Consider the following 17,183-nt stretch of genomic DNA (forward strand, 5'->3'; position numbering starts at 1 on the left):
TGACGAGAGTAGGCGGATCTTATCATGGCGTCAGACGACGGCCTGCATCTGGGTGGTCATGGCGATCTCGGCGCGACGGCGCTTCTCCGCCCTGGCCATCAGATACCAGCTGCCGAAGGTAAAGAGCGATACCGACAACAGGATCAGGCTGGCCACCGCGTTGATCTCGGGTTTAACCCCGAGCCGCACCGCCGAGAAGACCTCCATCGGCAAGGTGGTGGAGCCCGGGCCGGAGACGAAGCTCGCCAGCACCAGATCATCCAGCGACAGGGCGAACGACATCATGCCGCCTGCCGCCAGCGAGGGGGCGATCATCGGGATGGTGATCAGGAAGAACACCTTCCACGGCTTGGCGCCGAGATCCATTGCCGCCTCCTCGATAGAGAGATCCAGCTCCCGCAACCGCGCCGACACCACGATCGCCACGTAGGCGGTACAGAAGGTGGTGTGGGCGATCCAGATGGTCAGCATGCCCCGCTCGGCGGGCCAGCCCACCAGCTGGGCCATCGCCACGAACAGCAGCAGCAGCGACAGACCGGTGATCACCTCGGGCATCACCAGCGGCGCCGTCACCATGCCGCCGAACAGGGTGCGACCACGGAAGTGGGGAATTCGGGTCAGCACGAAGGCTGCTACCGTCCCCAGCGCCACCGCGGCGATCGCGGTGTAGAAGGCAATCTCCAGCGAGCGGAACACAGACCCGATCAGCTGCTTGTTGTCGAGCAGGCCGAAGTACCACTTGAGCGACCAGCCACCCCACACCGTCACCAGCTTGGAGGCGTTGAAGGAGTAGATCACCATGATGATCATGGGCAGGTAGATAAACAGCAGCCCCAGCCAGAGCATCAGTTTGGCAAAACCGAAACGTCTCATCATGCCTTGCCCTCCAGCTCTTTGGCCTGGTTACGGTTGAAGAGGATGATCGGAATGATCAGCACCGCCAGCATCACTACCGCCAGCGCAGAGGCAACCGGCCAGTCGCGGTTGTTGAAGAACTCCTGCCACAGCACCTTGCCGATCATCAGGGTCTCCGGGCCGCCCAGCATTTCCGGAATAACGAACTCCCCCACCACCGGAATGAACACCAGCATGCAGCCGGCGATAATGCCGTTCTTGGAGAGCGGCACCGTGATCTGCCAGAAACGAGTCAGGTTGCGGGCCCCCAGGTCGGAGGCGGCCTCCAGCAGGCTCTGGTCATGCTTGACCAGATTGGCGTAGAGCGGCAGCACCATGAAGGGCAGGTAGGAGTAAACGATGCCGATATAGACCGCCAGGTTGGTGTTGAGGATCTGCAGCGGCTCGTCGATCACCCCGATCCCCAGCAAGACGCTGTTGAGCAGGCCGTTGTTGCTGAGGATCCCCATCCACGCGTAGACCCGGATCAGAATGGCGGTCCAGGTCGGCATCATGATCAGCAGCAGCAGAACGGTTTGGGTCTCCTTGTTGGCACGGGCGATGGAGTAGGCCATCGGATAGCCAATCAGCAGGCAGAGTAAAGTGCTGACGAAGGCCATCTTGAGGGAGCCCAGATAGGCCGCGATATAGAGCTCATCCTCCTGTAGCAGCAGGTAGTTGCCCATGTTGAGCAGGATGGTGAGCTGATTGTCGGCCCAGCTCACCACATCGGTGTAGGGCGGGATCGCCACATCCGCTTCCGCAAAACTGATCTTCACCACGATGACGAAGGGCAGCAGGAAGAAGAGGAACAGCCAGAAGAAGGGGATGCCGATCACCAGTCGGCGCCCCCCGACCCGCTTCAGTCGTTGCAAGAACTTCATGATTGCAGCACCACGCCGCTGTCATCTTCCCAGTAGAGGAACACCTGGTCATCCCAGGTTGGCCGCTTGCCGTGGCGTTCGGCATTGGCGATGAAAGCCTGAACGATTTTGCCCGAGGGCAGCTGGATGTGATAAACCGAGTGACCGCCCAGATAAGCGATGTCATAGACCTCACCCTTGGTCCAGTTGAAGTCCGGGTGCTCGATCTCCTCCGGTTTTTGCAGACTCATCAGCAGTTTTTCCGGCCGCAGGGCATAGGTCACCTTCTTGTTTTCGGCGCGGGAGCTGATGCCGTGGCCCACATAGATGGGCTGCTCCAGATCGGCGCAGGCGATGGTGGCGTGGTCCTGCTCATCCTCCACCAGCAGGCCGTCAAACAGGTTGACGTTGCCGATGAACTCGCACACCAGCCGACTGGCCGGAGTCTCGTAGATATCCATCGGACTGCCGATCTGCTCGATGCAGCCGAGGTGCATGATGGCGATCCGCTCCGCCATGGTCATGGCCTCTTCCTGATCGTGGGTCACCATGACGCAGGTAACCCCGACCCGCTCGATGATCTCCACCAGCTCCAGTTGCATCTTGGAACGCAGCTTCTTGTCGAGCGCCCCCATGGGTTCATCCAGCAGCAGCAACTTGGGACGCTTGGCCAGGGAACGAGCCAACGCCACCCGCTGGCGCTGGCCACCGGAGAGCTGATGCGGTTTGCGGCGGGCATACTGGGTCATCTGCACCAGCTTGAGCATCTCCTCCACCCGGGCATCGATCTCGGCCTTGGGCAGGCCATCCTGCTTGAGGCCAAAGGCGATGTTCTGGGCCACCGTCATATGGGGGAACAGGGCGTAGGACTGGAACATCATGTTGATGGGGCGTTCATAGGGGGGCATGTCGGTGATGTCGACCCCGTCGAGGAACAGCCGCCCCTCGGTCGGGCGCTCGAAACCGGCCAGCATCCGCAGCAGGGTCGATTTGCCGGAACCGGACCCGCCGAGCAGGGCGAAAATCTCCCCCTTGTGAATATTGAGAGATACGTTATCGACCGCCAGCGTTTCGTCGAACTGCTTGCTTACCCGATCAATTTTCACCAGCACTTCTTTGCGCTGCTGACTGCCCTCGAGGGCTTTCTTGTAGGCACTGGAGGCTATCGCCATTACCAAACTCCCCAACGTGATACCGGCCTTGCGGCCGATCCATAAAAGCGATTTGGCGCCCCCGAACGGGCACCAAGGTTAGGTACCGGACTTGATCTTGGTCCAACTCCGGGTGATTAGACGCTGTACCGAGCGGGGATGTGCTTCCTGCACATAGAGTCGCTCCAGCACGGCCTGAGGGGGATATACCTCCTCATTGTTGCGCACCGCCTCATCCATAAACTCGCCCGCCCTTGAGTTGGGATTCGCGTAGCCCACATAGTCGCTGACCTTGGCGATCACTTCGGGCTGCAGGACGTAGTTGATGAGAGCGTGCGCCTCTTTGACATTGGTGGCATCGGACGGGATCGCCATCATGTCGAACCAGAGATTGCCCCCCTCTTTCGGAATGCTGTAGGCAATTTTCACCCCCTTGCCAGCTTCATCGGCGCGGGCAGCGGCTTGCAGGATGTCGCCGGAAAAACCGGCCGCCACGCAGATGTCGCCATTGGCGAGATCGCCGATGTATTTGGAGGAGTGGAAGTAGGCCACATAGGGCCGCACCTTGAGCAGCAGCGCCTCGGCCTGCTTGATATCCCCCGTCGCATGACTGTTGGGATCGAGTCCGAGGTAGTTGAGGGCAGCAGGGATCATCTCGTCGGCAGAGTCGAGGAAGGCGACGCCGCAGCGAGAGAGTTTCGCCATGTTTGCCGGTTCGAAGATGGTGGCCCAGGAGTCAATCTTGTCGACCCCCAGCACCGCCTTGATTTTGTCGACGTTGTAGCCGATGCCGTTGGTCCCCCACAGATAGGGCACCGCGTACTGATGACCCGGATCCACCTTGTCGAGCTGCTTGAGCAGCACGGGATCCAGGTTGGCCAGATTGGGCAGCAGGGATTTATCCAGCTTCTGGAAGGCTCCCGCCTTGATCTGCTTGGCCAGGAAATTATTGGAGGGCACCACCAAATCGTAACCGGTCCGCCCCGTCAGCAACTTGCCTTCCAGGGTCTCGTTGGAGTCAAACACGTCATAGACGGTCTTGATCCCGGTCGCCAGCTGGAAATCGCTGAGGGTGGTCTCGCCGATATAGTCAGACCAGTTGTAGAAGTGCAGCACAGGGGCAGCCTGGGCCACATTCGCCAATCCCATGGTCAGCGCTATGGTTAGCAATCTGGTTGTATTCACGGTGTCAGTTCTCCTGTTTCAGTGGTTGACCGTCTGCGCATCCATTCGCGCGGCCCATCCGGATGGATGGCATCACTACCCTCCCGGCCGAACTGCGGACCGGGAGGGGCATTCGTTACTTACTTGCCGGACTTGATCTTGGTCCAGCTGCGGGTCATCAGACGCTGCACCTTGGCCGGCAGATCCGGGAAGGTGTAGATCTTCTGCAGGGTCGCCGCATCAGGGTAGATACCCGGATCGGTGCGGATCGCCTCATCCACCAGCGGGGTCGCCGCCTTGTTGCCGTTCGGGAACTGCACCACGTTGGTGATATTGGCGATCACCTCGGGCTTCATCAGGTAGTTGATGAAGGTGTGGGCTGCCTCGACGTTCTTGGCATCCGCCGGAATGGCGATCATGTCAAAGAAGCTGCCTGCCCCCTCTTTCGGAATGGTGTAGGTGAGCGCGACACCATTCTTGGCCTCGGCTGCCCGCGCCTTGGACTGCTGCAAGTCACCGGAGTAACCGACCGCGACGCAGAGGTTGCCGTTGGCCAGATCCGAGATGTACTTGGAGGAGTGGAAATAGGCGGTATAGGGACGGATGGAGAGGAACAGCTCCTCAGCCTTCTTCAGCTCGGCCGGTTTCTGGCTATCCGGTTTGAAGCCCAGATATTGCAGGGCAGCCGGCAGCATTTCGGTCGGTGAATCGAGGAAGGAGACGCCACACTCTTTCAACTTGGCCATGTTCTCCGGCTTGAACACCAGATCCCAGGAGTTGATCGGGGCATCGGCCCCCAGCACGGCTTTCACCTTCTCGGCGTTGTAGGCATAGCCGATGGTGCCCCACAGATAGGGGATGGAGTACTGGTTGCCCGGATCGCTCGGCTCGAGCGCCTTGAGCAGGTCGACATCCATGTTTTGCCAGTTGGAGAGCTTGGACTTGTCCAGTTTCTGGAACACGCCCGCCTTGATCTGCTTGGCCAGGAAGGGGTTGGATGGCACCACGATATCGTAGCCCGAACTACCCGCCAGCAACTTGGCTTCCAGTACCTCGTTACTGTCGAACACGTCATAGACCACCTTGATCCCCGTCTCCTTCTGGAAATTATCCAGGGTATCCGGCGCTATGTAGTCGCTCCAGTTGTAGACGTGCAGCACCTTCTCTTCAGCCATTGCTCCGGCACTTGCCATGACCAGAGCCACAGAGGCAGCGATCACTCCTGTTTTGAAAGACATCATCCTTGTCTCCTAAGCAAATTGTATGCGCATGCCAACCTGCCCGACCCACCTCAACCCTTCAGCTTTGCGGCTGTCAGATCCAGACTGCGCCTGGCCAGATCGACCAATTCATCAACCTGTTCCTCGGTGATGACCAAGGGGGGCGATATGATCATGGTATCGCCTACCGCCCTCATCACCAAGCCATTGTTAAAGCAGAACTCCCGGCAAGTCATCCCCGCATTTGCCTGAGCTGGGAAACGCCGGTTGGTCTGCTTGTCCTCAACGATTTCCAGCGCGGCGACCAATCCTTTGCCTCGGGTTTCTCCCACCAGCGGATGATCGGCCAGCTCTGCCCAGCGGCGCTGCAAATAGGGGCCGATAGTATCATGCACTCGCTTAACTATGCTCTCTTTCTGCATAAGCTGGATGTTGGCCACCGCCACTGCGCAAGAGACCGGATGGCCCGAGTAGGTGAAGCCGTGGTTGAACTCGCCCCCCTCCTCCACCAACCCCTTGGCAACCCGGTCGCTCACCATCACTGCGCCGAGCGGCAGATAACCGGAGGTGATCCCCTTGGCAAGACACATCAGGTCCGGCTTGATGCCAAACCCTTCGCTGGCAAACCAGTGGCCGGTACGGCCAAAGCCGCAGATCACCTCGTCGGCGATCAGCAGGATGCCGTAGTGATCGCAGATGCGCTGGATCTCCGGCCAGTAGCTGTCAGGCGGAATGATGACGCCGCCCGCCCCCTGGATCGGCTCGCCGATAAAAGCAGCCACCTTGTCCACCCCCAGCTCCAGAATCTTCTGCTCCAGCTGACGGGCCCGCTCCAGCCCGAACTCGTGGGCACTCATCCCCTGCCCCTCACCGAAGTGGTAGGGCTGATCGATGTGCACTATGCCGGGAATGGGCAGGCCGCCCTGGGCATGCATCCCCTTCATGCCACCCAGACTCGCCCCCGCCACGGTGGAGCCGTGATAGGCGTTGTGGCGGCTGATGATCACCTGTTTGTCAGGCTGACCCTTGCTGGCCCAGTAGTGGCGCACCATCCGCAGCACGGTGTCGTTGCACTCGGAGCCGGAACCGGTGAAGAAGACGTGGTTGAGATGGGCTGGCGTCACCTCGGCCAGCAGGGTCGCCAGCTCGATCACCGGCGGGTGAGCGGTCTGGAAGAAAAGGTTGTAATAGGGCAACTGCTGCATCTGGCGGGTAGCGGCATCCACCAGCTCCTGGCGGCCATAGCCCATATTGACGCACCACAGGCCCGCCATGCCGTCGAGAATGCGTTTGCCCTCGGAATCCTCCAGATAGACGCCGCTGGCGTTGGTAATGATGCGCGAGCCCTTCTTGTTCAGGGCCTGAAAGTCGGTAAAGGGGTGCAGGTGGTGGCTGGCATCCAGTTGTTGCCACTCACGGGTTGTCTGCTGCATTTGTTGCTCCTCGGTTCCTTCGATTTAGCAAGATTCAGTCGTCAAATAGTCAGATGGGTCGGCACGTTCGCAGCCACAGTCACTCACGGCGTGTCTGCTGCATTCGTTACTCCCCTGCGCCTTCGATTTGGCAAGATTCAATCGTTAATCAATCCAGGTCGCAGCGCTCTTTCGGCCACAACCACTCACAGGTGGCTGCCGCCACCTGACTCGCGTTCCGGTCTCTTCGATACAGGGATCGGAGAGGCCGACTCCGGCCTCCCCGTTACAGGGGGATCAAACGTTCAGCAGCAGGAACTCCCGCTCCCAGCGACTGATCACCCCGAAGTAGGTCTCGTACTCTTTACGTTTGACCGCGACAAAGGCGCGAGTGAAGCGTTCACCCAGCATCTCCTTGATGGGCTCGCACTGTTCGAGATGGCTGAGCGCCTCTTCCAGCGAGCGGGGCAGGCTGTAGGGCAGGTCATAGGCGCTCGACTTCATCTCCGGCAGCGGCTCCAGCTTCTCCATCATGCCGAGATAGCCACAAGCCAGAGTGGCGGCCAGCGCCAGATAGGGGTTGGCATCGGCACCGGCGAAGCGGTTCTCCACCCGGCGTGCACTGGGGTCGGAGAAGGGCACCCGCAGGCCACAGGTACGGTTCTCAACCCCCCACTGGACGTTGCGCGGCGCGCTCTCGCCAAAGGTGAGGCGGCGGTAGGAGTTGACGTTGGGGGCCAGCAGGGCGGTCACCGCCGGGGTGTATTTCTGCAAACCGGCGATGAAGTGCATGAACTGTTCGCTATTGCCGCCGCTCGGGGTACCGAACAGGTTGTGGCCGTTCACATCTTCCAGACTCTGGTGGATGTGCATGGCCGACCCCGGTTCGTCGCTCATCGGCTTGGCCATAAAGGTGGCATAGATGCCGTGGCGGTGTGCGGCCTCACGCATGGTGCGCTTGAACAGGAACACCTGATCCGCCAGATCGATGGCATCACCATGCAGGAAGTTGATCTCCATCTGGGCGGCGCCCGACTCGTGGATCAGGGTGTCCACTTCCAGTTCCTGCGCCTCGCAGTAGTCGTACATGTCTTCAAAGATGGGGTCAAACTCGTTGACCGCATCGATACTGAACGACTGGCGGGCGGTCTCCGGGCGGCCGTTGCGACCCACCGGCGGCACCAGCGGATAGTCGGGGTCTTCGTTACGGGTGACCAGATAGAATTCCAGCTCGGGCGCCACCACCGGCTTCCAGCCCTGCTTCTCGTAAAATGACAGAACCCGACGCAGCACGGAGCGCGGCGCGATGTCGATCAGCTTGCCGTTGACGTCGAAACAGTCGTGGATCACCTGGGCAGTGGGCTCCAGCGCCCAGGGGACAAAACGGATGGTGTTGGGGTCGGGATAGAGCTGCATGTCCCGCTCCAGCGGGTCGATCATGCTGTCGTCATCCGGATATTCGCCGGTCACCGTCTGGGTGAAAATCACCTCGGGCAGACGCATGCCCCCTTCACGCAAAAACTTGTTGGCTGGGATGATCTTGCCCCGGGCGTTGCCGGTGAAATCCGGGAACAGGCACTCCACTTCCGTGATGCGATTGCTCTCCATCCAGCCTTTGATACTGTCCATGTTAAACCCCGACTTTACGGTTGCCATTGGCAAGGGTGTCTAATATATGGAACACCCTTGTTATAAAATTGTAATCAACATCACCATAAAAGCCCGCCATCAAGGGCAATGTCAAGCGGGCGTGTTTAAAAAACTATAAATAACGGCGCATATAATGACCAAGGCGGCACCAAATACTAAACACTCAAATCCGTACGAAGCCCCCCCTCTCATCGTTGCAAAGGCGATGCCAACAGAGGGTGAAGCAGGCGCCAGATCCCGACCAATCCCCCGCAGGAACGGACCATTTTTTTGCAAGGGCGCACAATCCTTATCCTATTTGCTTTGCTTGGCTGCATTTTTTTGGTACAAGGCCCGCCCTGATTTGCACTCTCTTGCATGAAACAGGTGCAAATCGGGATACAAGGGCTTGGTCTGTAGGCAGACAGCCCCCATAAACAGGGATAATTGGGTTAGTAAACTGACTGGTAGTTAATCGTATGTGTGATTTCATGACTGAAGACCAACTGGCCTTTTACAAGGGGCAGATCGAGCGACAGATCGTCGAGCTCGAAGAGCGCCTGAACTCCCAGGCCAGCCAGGCCATCGCCACCGACACCAACGAGATGGCTGATGAAATTGACCGTGCCAGTATCGAGGAAGCCCGCCGTCTGGAGCTGAACCGCATCGAGCACGACAAGCTGCACCTGCGCAAGCTGCGGGGCGCATTGAAGCGCATCAGCGAAGGGGATTTTGGTTACTGCGAATCTTGCGGTGACGAGATCTCCCTCAAGCGGCTGCATGCCCGTCCGGAATCCCGTTTCTGCGTCGAATGCCAGAGCACCAAGGAATTTAACGATACCCACGTGTTCCGTCGCGTCGCCTGATTCTTCGAAGAACCGTCACCATTCTGGTGCAACAGACGCCAGCAAGGCAGGGCCCCGCGCTCAAACCTTGCACAACGCCTCGCAGCAAGATGGTGACAAGTTCTGTTAGACTCCGGACACCTTCCGGAATCTACAGGAGAACAGAGAGTGAAATGGCTCATCAAGCTGTGCTTGTGCCTGCCACTGCTGGCACAAGCACAGGTTCTGACGGTCAAGGTCCCCAGCCGTCCCGTCAACAATCTTGACCAGGAGTACCAGTACAAGCTGCTGGAACTGGCCCTGACCCGCTCCGGGCAACCCTTTCGCATCCAGCCTGTCGAACTCGACCTCAACCAGTTCACCCTCCAGCAGCAGCTGAGCAAGGGCAAGACCATCAACGTCTTCTGGATGGGCACCTCCAGCGCACTCGAATCCTCCCTGATTGCCGTCCCCATTCCGCTGTTTCGCGGGCTGGAAGGATTGCGGTTGTCGTTCATCCACGCGGACGCTCAGGAGAAGTTCAACCAGATCAATACCCTGGCCGACCTCAAACAGCTGAAGGCGGCGCAAGGGGTCGGTTGGGCCGATAACAAAATTCTGGAAAATGCAGGCATCCCGACCTTCTCCGGCCGATACAGCAGCCTGTTTCGCCTTATCAACGACGGCGACAAGATCGACTTCTTCCCGCGCGCCCTGGTGGAGATCTTCGCCGAGCGCAGCGAGCTTGTGGCGCAGTATCCCAACCTCGCCATCGAGCAGCATCTGCTGATCCGTTACCCCTTCGCCCAGTTCTTCTTCGTCAGCCCCGAATACCCCAAGCTGGCCAAGGCGATTCAGACCGGGCTGGAGCGGGCCTATGCCGATGGCAGCTTTATGAAGTTCTTCAATGACAACCCCAAGATCCGCGAAGCGCTCGCCAGTGCCAACCTCGATCAGCGGGTCACCATCGCCCTGCCCAATCCGGATATGACCCCATTGCTAAAATCCATTCCGGCCCAATATTGGGAGTATCCACCGCAGGGATAAGCATCACGAGCACCTGACCACGAAGGTCAGGCTGCGAGAACACAGTGCGCCAGGGAGGTGCCATGAAGGGAATCCAGGAGTGGTTTGCGGAGTATGGCCTGAGCCATCGCCATCCGATAAACGTCGCCATCCACAAGCTGGCGGTGCCGGGCATCTATCTCTGCTCGCTGGCGCTGCTCTGGTGTCTGCCACACGGGCCCTTGCCAGAGCCCCTCAACTGGGCGGCAGTGGCAGCCATTCCGGTGCTGCTGTTCTATCTGCAGCTGTCGTTTTCGCTGTTCGCGGGGATGGCCGGGCTGACCGCGCTCGGGCTGGCCTTCTGCCACCAATGGCAGGGGCCGCTGTTGTGGCCCGCCGTGGCAGCGTTCGTGCTGCTCTGGATAGCCCAGTTTGTCGGCCACAAGATCGAGGGCAAACGCCCCTCCTTCCTCGCCGACCTGCAATTTCTGCTGATAGGCCCCGCCTGGGTGCTTGCCAGCCTCTATCGTCGCCTGGGCATTCCCTATTGAGGAGTGCCGGGCCAACAGGAGAGACCATGACACATAACCACACGCGACATAACGCCCTGCGCCGCGCCCTGCCCCTGCTACTGGGGGCCCTGTTTGCCGGCCCGGCGCTGGCCGACAAGGCTGATACCGTCGGTGAAGTGAGCACAGCCTTCAAGCTCTTCGGCCCCAACCACAAGATCCTGGTGGAGGCGTTCGACGACCCGCGCATCGACGGCGTCGCCTGCTATCTGGCGCGCCCCAAGACAGGTGGCGTCAAAGGCGGGTTGGGACTGGCGGAAGATCCCTCCCACGCCTCCCTCTCATGCCACCAGATCGGCCCCATCACCCTGCCCGAAAAGCTGAAAGCGGGGGAAGAGGTGTTCGATGTCAGCACCTCGCTGGTGTTCAAGGAGCAGAAAGTGGTGCGTTTTTACGACAAGAAACGCAATGCACTGGTTTACCTGACCTACAGCACCAAACTGGTGGATGGTTCGTACAAGAGTGCAGTCAGCGCCGTTCCCATTATGCCCTGGGGACAATAACCAGCCAGTTTGTCCGGTGATAGCTGACCCATTTTGTTGTAATTTGACGACACACACGCTGCGGAGCACATACCATGAAAGTCGCCGTATTCAGTACCAAGAGCTATGACAAAGAGCATTTCAACCAGGCCAACAGCCAGTACGGCTTCGACCTGGAGTTTTTCGATGTACGGCTGGAGGCCAAAACGGCCCGACTGGCTCACGGCTTCCCGGTGGTGTGTCTGTTTGTCAATGACGATGCCGACCGCGAGGTATTGACCGAACTGGCTGCCAACGGCACCCAGGTGATCGCCCTGCGCTGCGCCGGTTACAACAACGTGGATCTGGCCGCCGCCAAAGAGCTGGGGCTGAAAGTGGTGCGGGTGCCTGCCTACTCCCCCGAGGCGACCGCAGAACACGCCGTCGGCATGATGATGTGCCTCAACCGCCGCATCCATAAGGCTTATCAGCGCACCCGCGACGCCAACTTCTCGCTGGAAGGGCTGGTCGGCTTCAACATGCATGGCAAGACCGTTGGCGTCATCGGCACCGGCAAGATCGGTCTGGCCGCCCTGCGTATCCTCAAGGGCTTCGGGGTTCGCCTGCTGGTCAACGATCCTTACCAGAATCCGGCAGCCATCGAGCTGGGTGCCGAGTACGTGGATCTCGATACTCTGTTCCGCCAATCCGATATCATCAGCCTGCACTGCCCGCTGTTCAAAGAGAACTACCACCTGTTGAACAAGGAGGCGTTCGCCAAGATGAAGGACGGGGTAATGATCATCAACACCAGCCGGGGCGGCCTGCTCGACTCCAACGCCGCCATTGAGGCACTCAAGACCTCCCGTATCGGCGCGCTGGGGCTGGACGTCTACGAAGAGGAAGAGGATCTCTTCTTCTCCGACAAGTCCAACGAGGTGATCACCGATGACGTGTTCCGCCGCCTGTCAGCCTGCCACAACGTGCTGTTCACCGGCCATCAGGCGTTCCTGACCCGTGAGGCGCTGCACGCCATCGCCGATACCACCCTCGGTAATATCCGCGCCATCGAGAGCCAGGGCCGCTGCGACAACGAAGTGGAATAAGGGCTAATCCCTTCATCCTGTTCTTCATTGCGGTGCGCCGGGTTGTGAGACCCGGCGCCTTCGGGTAGGCTAGCCCCCCTTTTTTATTCAGGAGTCTGGCACCCATGTTTATCGGATTTGATTACGGCACCTCCAACTGTGCCGTGGCCGTGATGGAACAAGGTAGCCCCAGGCTGCTGAATCTTGGTGCATCCCGCTATCTCCCCTCCACCCTGCATGCCCCCCACCGGGATGCTATCGCCGGTCTGTTGGCCGAAGGGCTGGCCCCCGCCCAGCAGGCGGAGTACCTCAAGCTGCGTGGCCCCGTGGTCACCCGCGCCCAGATGGTTCGCCGCCAGATGCGCGAAGAGGGACTGATCGACGAGCTGAGCTTTGGCGGTGCCGCGCTGGAGCGCTATCTGGAAGAGCCGGACGACGGCTACTACATCAAATCGCCGAAATCCTTCCTCGGTGCCTATGGCCTCAAGGCCCCCCAGATCGCCCTGTTTGAAGACATCGTCTGCGCCATGATGCTCCATGTCCGCCAGCAGGCGGAGCAGCAGCTCGGCGCCCCGATCCGCCAGGCGGTGATCGGCCGACCGGTCAACTTCCAGGGTCTGGCGGGGGAAGAGAGCAACCAGCAAGCTATCGCCATCCTGACCGAGGCGGCCCGTCTGGCCGGTTTCGAGCAGGTGGAGTTCCTCTACGAGCCGGTGGCCGCCGGGTTTGAATTCGAGGCGCGCCTCACCGAAGACGCCGTGGTGCTGGTGGTGGATATCGGCGGCGGTACCACAGACTGCTCCATGCTGCGGATGGGTCCCAGCTACCGCGATCAGCTGGATCGCAGCGGCGATCTGCTCGGCCACAGCGGCCAGCGGATCGGCGGCAACGACTTCGACATCCGCCTGACGGTGGAGGGGATGATGCCGCTACTCGGCATGCACGAGACCCTCAAGACCGGCAAGCCGCTGCCCCACCCGCTGTTCTGGGATGCGGCCGCCATCAACGACGTCAGCGCCCAGAGCCGCTTCTACAGCCTCGACACCGCCCGCCAGCTGCAGGACCTGCAGCTCGACAGCCAACCCGGCAGCAAGCTGGGTCGTCTGGCCAGCCTGCGGGCCCACAAGCTGAGCCACCAGCTGGTGTGGCGTGCCGAGCAGGGCAAGATCGCCCTCTCGGAGCAGGAACTCAATCGCCAGTCGCTGGCCGAGCTGGAAAAAGGGCTGGAAGCCGAACTGACCCGCGAACAGCTGGCTAACGCATCGACCCTGCTGCTGGAGAAAATTGGCGAGCTGATGGACGAAGCGATTGCCGCCGCCGGTGTGCAGCCGGATCGCATCTTCGTCACCGGTGGTAGCGCCCGCTCGCCGCTGATCGCCAGCTTTATCCGCCAGAAGCTCCCGTCCATCCCGCTTGAGGGTGGCGATGACTTCGGCTCGGTGGCCGCGGGTCTTGCCCGTTATGCCGAGCGGCTGTTCGCCAACTGAGCCCTGAGATAGCGTAAATCGATGGCAACATCACCAGGGTGTTGCCATTAAGCGACAGTCGCGCGGGACAAGGGGCGACAGAAGCGGTCGGTCGCCCCCTCTCCCGCCCTGCTCCCGACAGCCCAAAAAGGGTATTCTTGACGCTCCCCCAACCGGAGCCCCCTCATGCCCAGATTGCCCTTTTTGCTGATCCCCCTGTTACTGCTCGCTGGTTGCAGCTCGACCGCCTTTGTTCAGCAAGATCTGCAACACCACCACTGGGTACTGAGCAAACTGGATGGCGAACCGATCAAGGCCCCCCGCGACAATCCCCCCGATTTCGAGATCGGCGAGCACTTCACCGTCAATGGCATCGCCGGTTGCAACCGCTACTTCGGTCAGGGCCATCTGGAAGATGACAAGCTGTGGGTCACCAGTCTGGGCAGCACCGAAATGGCCTGCATGCCGCCGCTCGACACTATCGAACAGGCCGTACTGACCACCCTGACCGAGGGGGCAACCTTGAGCGGCACCAGTCAGAACCTGATCCTGCAGGGCAAACAGCACCGTTTGGAATACACCTTGCGCGACTGGGTGTTCTAGCGCTCACAAAGCCGCATCACAAACAGGAACATGTTGTCCGGCTGTGGCACAATATGAGGCAGAGTTCGCAACGGAGGCTGCCTCAGCCATGTCGATGGATCGCCTGTTTGACAAGATCAAACAACTCCCCACTATTCCCAAGCTGCTGCACGAGTTGATGCAGAGCTTCAACGACGAGAATGCCCGCATCGACGAGATTGCGGCCAAGATCGCCATGGATCAGGTGATCAGCGTCAAAGTGCTGCGGATGGCCAACTCGGCCGCCCTGCGCCGGGGCAACGAAGTGACCTCCATCGAACAGGCGGTGATCCGGCTCGGCTTCAACCGGCTGCGCTCCGTGGTGGTCGCCTCCGGCATCATCGGCACCTTCAAGGCCCCGCCCAGCTTCGACAAGAACAAGTTCTGGACCGAGACCTTCCAGGTCGCCACCATAGCCCGAACCCTGGCCCAGGAGGCCAAGGTGATGGATCCCGAGACCGCCTTCACCTGCGCCCTGATCCACAACATCGGCGAGCTGCTTATCCAGAGCACCTTGCCGGAAGAGGCCGAGCTCATCAACATGGCGCTCCAGAACGGCAGCAGCCGGGTCGAGGCCCAGCGGGAGATGCTGGGCTACGACTATGCCCAGCTCGGCGCCGAGCTGGCGCGGCGCTGGAACCTCTCCGAGGCCTTCGTCGATGCCATCTCCCAGCAGCTTGACCCGCTCTCCCACGATCCGGTCAGCAAGGAGGCGGTGCTGATCCGCCTCGCCGTGTTTATCTCCTTCGCCTGGAACGCGGGCGTGCCTGCCCAGGCCATCATCGCCCGCTTCCCCAAACCGCTCGCCGACCAGTTGGGACTGGATCCCAAGTCGCTGGCAGGCCAGCTCGAAACATTGCATGAACAGGGTAATGCCCTCGCCGATCTTCTGACTCAATAAGCATCATGACCCATCCGTTTCTGTTTCATCCCCAGGTGGCGCCCTGGTTCAAAGAGAGCGCCGACGCACTGCAATTGACTCTTTTTAGCGAGCTGGATGCGCCGATCCGCGAGGTGTGGCTGCGCCACGAGCCGGATAACGAGGAGTACCTGATCCCGATGACGGCAGTCTCCACCCGCGATCGGCTGCAGGTGTGGCAGGCGACCCTGCCGCTCATCAAGGGACAGGATATCCACCTCTACAGCTTCAAGTGCCTCACCGACGAGGAGCAGTGGTGGCTGCACGGGGCGGGCGTCAGCGCGTCCATGCCGCCACGGGAGCAACATTTTCGCTTCAACAGCCTGCACCAGCCACCGGCCTGGGTGCAGGATCAGGTGTTCTACCAGATCTTCCCCGACCGCTTCTGCAACGGCGATCCGTCGCTGAGCGTCAAGCATCACGAGTACGAGTACCGTGGCAAGGCGGTGATCAGCAAGGCGTGGGGTGAGCCGGTCAGTCGTCATGAAGAGGGCCACGGCGCCTGCGAATTTTACGGCGGCGATCTGGCGGGCATCGATGCCAAGCTGCACTATCTGCAATCTCTCGGGGTGACGGCGCTCTACCTCAACCCCATCTTCGATTCGCCGAGCAACCACAAGTACGACACCCAGGACTACTTCAAGGTGGATGCCCACCTCGGCAGCAACGAGCAGTTCGCCGAGCTGACCCGCAACCTGCACCAGCGCGGCATGAAGATCATTCTTGATGCGGTGGTCAACCACACCTCTACCGAGCATCCCTGGTTCTGCCCGCCACTCGGCGCCCAGAGCAACCCGGATTCGCCGTGGCGCAGTTTCTACACCTTTGACAAAGAAGGGGATTACGTCAGCTGGAAGGGCATTCGCAGCCTGCCCAAGCTCGACTTCTCCTGCGAGAAGGTGCAAGACGCCGTCTATCGGGCCGACGACGCCATCCTGCGCTACTGGATGCGCGCCCCCTACCAGATCGATGGCTGGCGCTTTGACGTCATCCACATGCTGGGGGAGCGCGGCACCGCCGAGGGCAACCGCAGCCATGTGCGGGCCATTCGCGGCGCGGTGAAGCAGGAGAACCCGGACGCCTACGTGCTCGGCGAACACTTCTTCGAGGCGAGCCAGTGGCTGCAAGGGGATCAGGAGGATGGCGCCATGAACTACTATGGCTTCGCCCACCCGATCCGCGCCTTCCTGGCGGGGCAGGATATCGCCTACCACCCCATCAAGATCAGCGCCGAAGAGCTGGATCGCTGGCTCAAGCTGGCGCGGGCCCACATCCCGTTCAAGAACCAGCTGGCCCAGTTCAACCTGCTGGACAGCCACGACACCGCCCGCTTCCTCCACCTGCTGGGTGAAGACAAACAGCGGATGCAGCTGGCCGCCACCCTGCTGCTCACCTATATCGGCGTGCCGTCCATCTACTACGGCGATGAAGTAGGGCTCTCCGGCGGCAACGACCCGGACTGCCGCCGCTGCTTCCCGTGGGATACCACAGACTGGGATCACGTGCTCCACGACCACTATCGTCGCCTGATCCAGATCCGCCGCCAGCGCCCCTCCCTGCGCCGTGGCGATATCCAGACCCTCTACGCCGGGCCCCACAGCTATGTGTTCGCCCGTACCCTGCAGAGCGATCAGGTGGTGGTGGCCTGCAACCGCCACCCGAGCGAGCCGCGCACCATCAGCCTGCCCCTGTGGCAGACCGCCAGCCCCGCCAGCCGTTTCACCGATGCCTTCAACGGTGAGAAGTTTGAAGTGGTGCAGGGCGAGGTCCAGCTGACCATTCCGGCCAACTCGGCCCGGGTGCTGATCTCCAGCTGAGCGAGCAACTGACGCGCTGAAAAACAAAACCGGAGCCCAAGGCTCCGGTTTTTTATTCCGTTCAATCCACCATGACGTTTGGC

16 protein-coding genes are annotated in these 17,183 nt (G+C 60.5%); 9 read left to right on the forward strand and 7 right to left on the reverse strand.

Annotated elements, in window-relative coordinates; translation table 11 throughout:
- Nucleotides 1-30 precede the first annotated feature (30 nt).
- From I6L34_RS09880 to I6L34_RS09910, 7 genes are all read right to left on the reverse strand, one after another.
- Entirely contained in the window at nt 31-873 is an 843-nt protein-coding gene (locus tag I6L34_RS09880) for an ABC transporter permease subunit (RefSeq protein ID WP_031227712.1), read from the reverse strand.
- Nucleotides 873-1,778, reverse strand: coding sequence for an ABC transporter permease subunit (locus tag I6L34_RS09885; RefSeq protein WP_005340703.1), 906 nt, complete (start codon nt 1,776-1,778; stop codon nt 873-875). The genes I6L34_RS09880 and I6L34_RS09885 overlap by 1 nt, the downstream gene beginning before the upstream one ends.
- Entirely contained in the window at nt 1,775-2,929 is a 1,155-nt protein-coding gene (gene potA, locus I6L34_RS09890; protein ID WP_005340704.1) for a polyamine ABC transporter ATP-binding protein, read from the reverse strand. Before potA ends, I6L34_RS09885 begins: the two co-directional genes overlap by 4 nt.
- A gap of 78 nt (nt 2,930-3,007) precedes the next feature.
- Entirely contained in the window at nt 3,008-4,093 is a 1,086-nt protein-coding gene (locus I6L34_RS09895; protein WP_058056390.1) for a polyamine ABC transporter substrate-binding protein, read from the reverse strand.
- A 119-nt stretch (nt 4,094-4,212) separates the two neighbouring features.
- Nucleotides 4,213-5,310, reverse strand: coding sequence for an extracellular solute-binding protein (locus I6L34_RS09900; protein WP_081043449.1), 1,098 nt, complete (start codon nt 5,308-5,310; stop codon nt 4,213-4,215).
- A 53-nt stretch (nt 5,311-5,363) separates the two neighbouring features.
- Entirely contained in the window at nt 5,364-6,725 is a 1,362-nt protein-coding gene (locus I6L34_RS09905) for an aspartate aminotransferase family protein (protein ID WP_144715679.1), read from the reverse strand.
- Between the two features lie 276 nt (nt 6,726-7,001).
- A complete protein-coding gene (locus I6L34_RS09910; RefSeq protein ID WP_088868211.1) occupies nt 7,002-8,333 on the reverse strand; it encodes a glutamine synthetase family protein in 1,332 nt (443 codons plus the stop codon).
- Between the two features lie 479 nt (nt 8,334-8,812).
- Between I6L34_RS09910 and I6L34_RS09915 the strand changes: the two genes are divergently transcribed.
- The 9 genes from I6L34_RS09915 to malZ all read left to right on the forward strand — a co-directional run bounded on the left by I6L34_RS09915 (nt 8,813) and on the right by malZ (nt 17,100).
- Nucleotides 8,813-9,199 carry a TraR/DksA C4-type zinc finger protein gene (locus I6L34_RS09915; RefSeq protein WP_005356952.1) on the forward strand — a complete coding sequence of 129 codons (387 nt, stop codon included), beginning with the start codon at nt 8,813-8,815 and terminating at the stop codon, nt 9,197-9,199.
- Between the two features lie 147 nt (nt 9,200-9,346).
- Nucleotides 9,347-10,204: a hypothetical protein gene (locus I6L34_RS09920; RefSeq protein WP_042081792.1), complete on the forward strand. Its 858-nt coding sequence runs from the start codon at nt 9,347-9,349 to the stop codon at nt 10,202-10,204.
- Between the two features lie 62 nt (nt 10,205-10,266).
- Entirely contained in the window at nt 10,267-10,713 is a 447-nt protein-coding gene (locus I6L34_RS09925) for a DUF962 domain-containing protein (RefSeq protein ID WP_216956706.1), read from the forward strand.
- A gap of 26 nt (nt 10,714-10,739) precedes the next feature.
- The gene (locus tag I6L34_RS09930) at nt 10,740-11,234 is read left to right on the forward strand and encodes a CreA family protein (protein WP_047436441.1); all 495 of its coding nucleotides are present in this window, start codon (nt 10,740-10,742) and stop codon (nt 11,232-11,234) included.
- A gap of 74 nt (nt 11,235-11,308) precedes the next feature.
- Nucleotides 11,309-12,298 (forward strand): 2-hydroxyacid dehydrogenase, encoded by a 990-nt coding sequence (locus I6L34_RS09935; RefSeq protein ID WP_005340720.1) that lies wholly within the window; start codon nt 11,309-11,311, stop codon nt 12,296-12,298.
- A gap of 104 nt (nt 12,299-12,402) precedes the next feature.
- Nucleotides 12,403-13,764, forward strand: a complete 1,362-nt coding sequence (gene yegD / locus I6L34_RS09940) for a molecular chaperone (RefSeq protein ID WP_118854446.1) — start codon at nt 12,403-12,405, stop codon at nt 13,762-13,764.
- A 165-nt stretch (nt 13,765-13,929) separates the two neighbouring features.
- Nucleotides 13,930-14,346: an META domain-containing protein gene (locus I6L34_RS09945; protein ID WP_005340725.1), complete on the forward strand. Its 417-nt coding sequence runs from the start codon at nt 13,930-13,932 to the stop codon at nt 14,344-14,346.
- Between the two features lie 88 nt (nt 14,347-14,434).
- Nucleotides 14,435-15,265 carry an HDOD domain-containing protein gene (locus I6L34_RS09950; RefSeq protein ID WP_058059399.1) on the forward strand — a complete coding sequence of 277 codons (831 nt, stop codon included), beginning with the start codon at nt 14,435-14,437 and terminating at the stop codon, nt 15,263-15,265.
- A gap of 5 nt (nt 15,266-15,270) precedes the next feature.
- Complete coding sequence (gene malZ / locus I6L34_RS09955) at nt 15,271-17,100, forward strand: maltodextrin glucosidase (RefSeq protein ID WP_005356962.1); 1,830 nt, start codon at nt 15,271-15,273, stop codon at nt 17,098-17,100.
- Nucleotides 17,101-17,183 lie beyond the last annotated feature (83 nt).

Origin of the sequence: Aeromonas sp. FDAARGOS 1404, from assembly GCF_019047085.1 — a bacterium.
GTDB lineage: Bacteria > Pseudomonadota > Gammaproteobacteria > Enterobacterales > Aeromonadaceae > Aeromonas > Aeromonas veronii.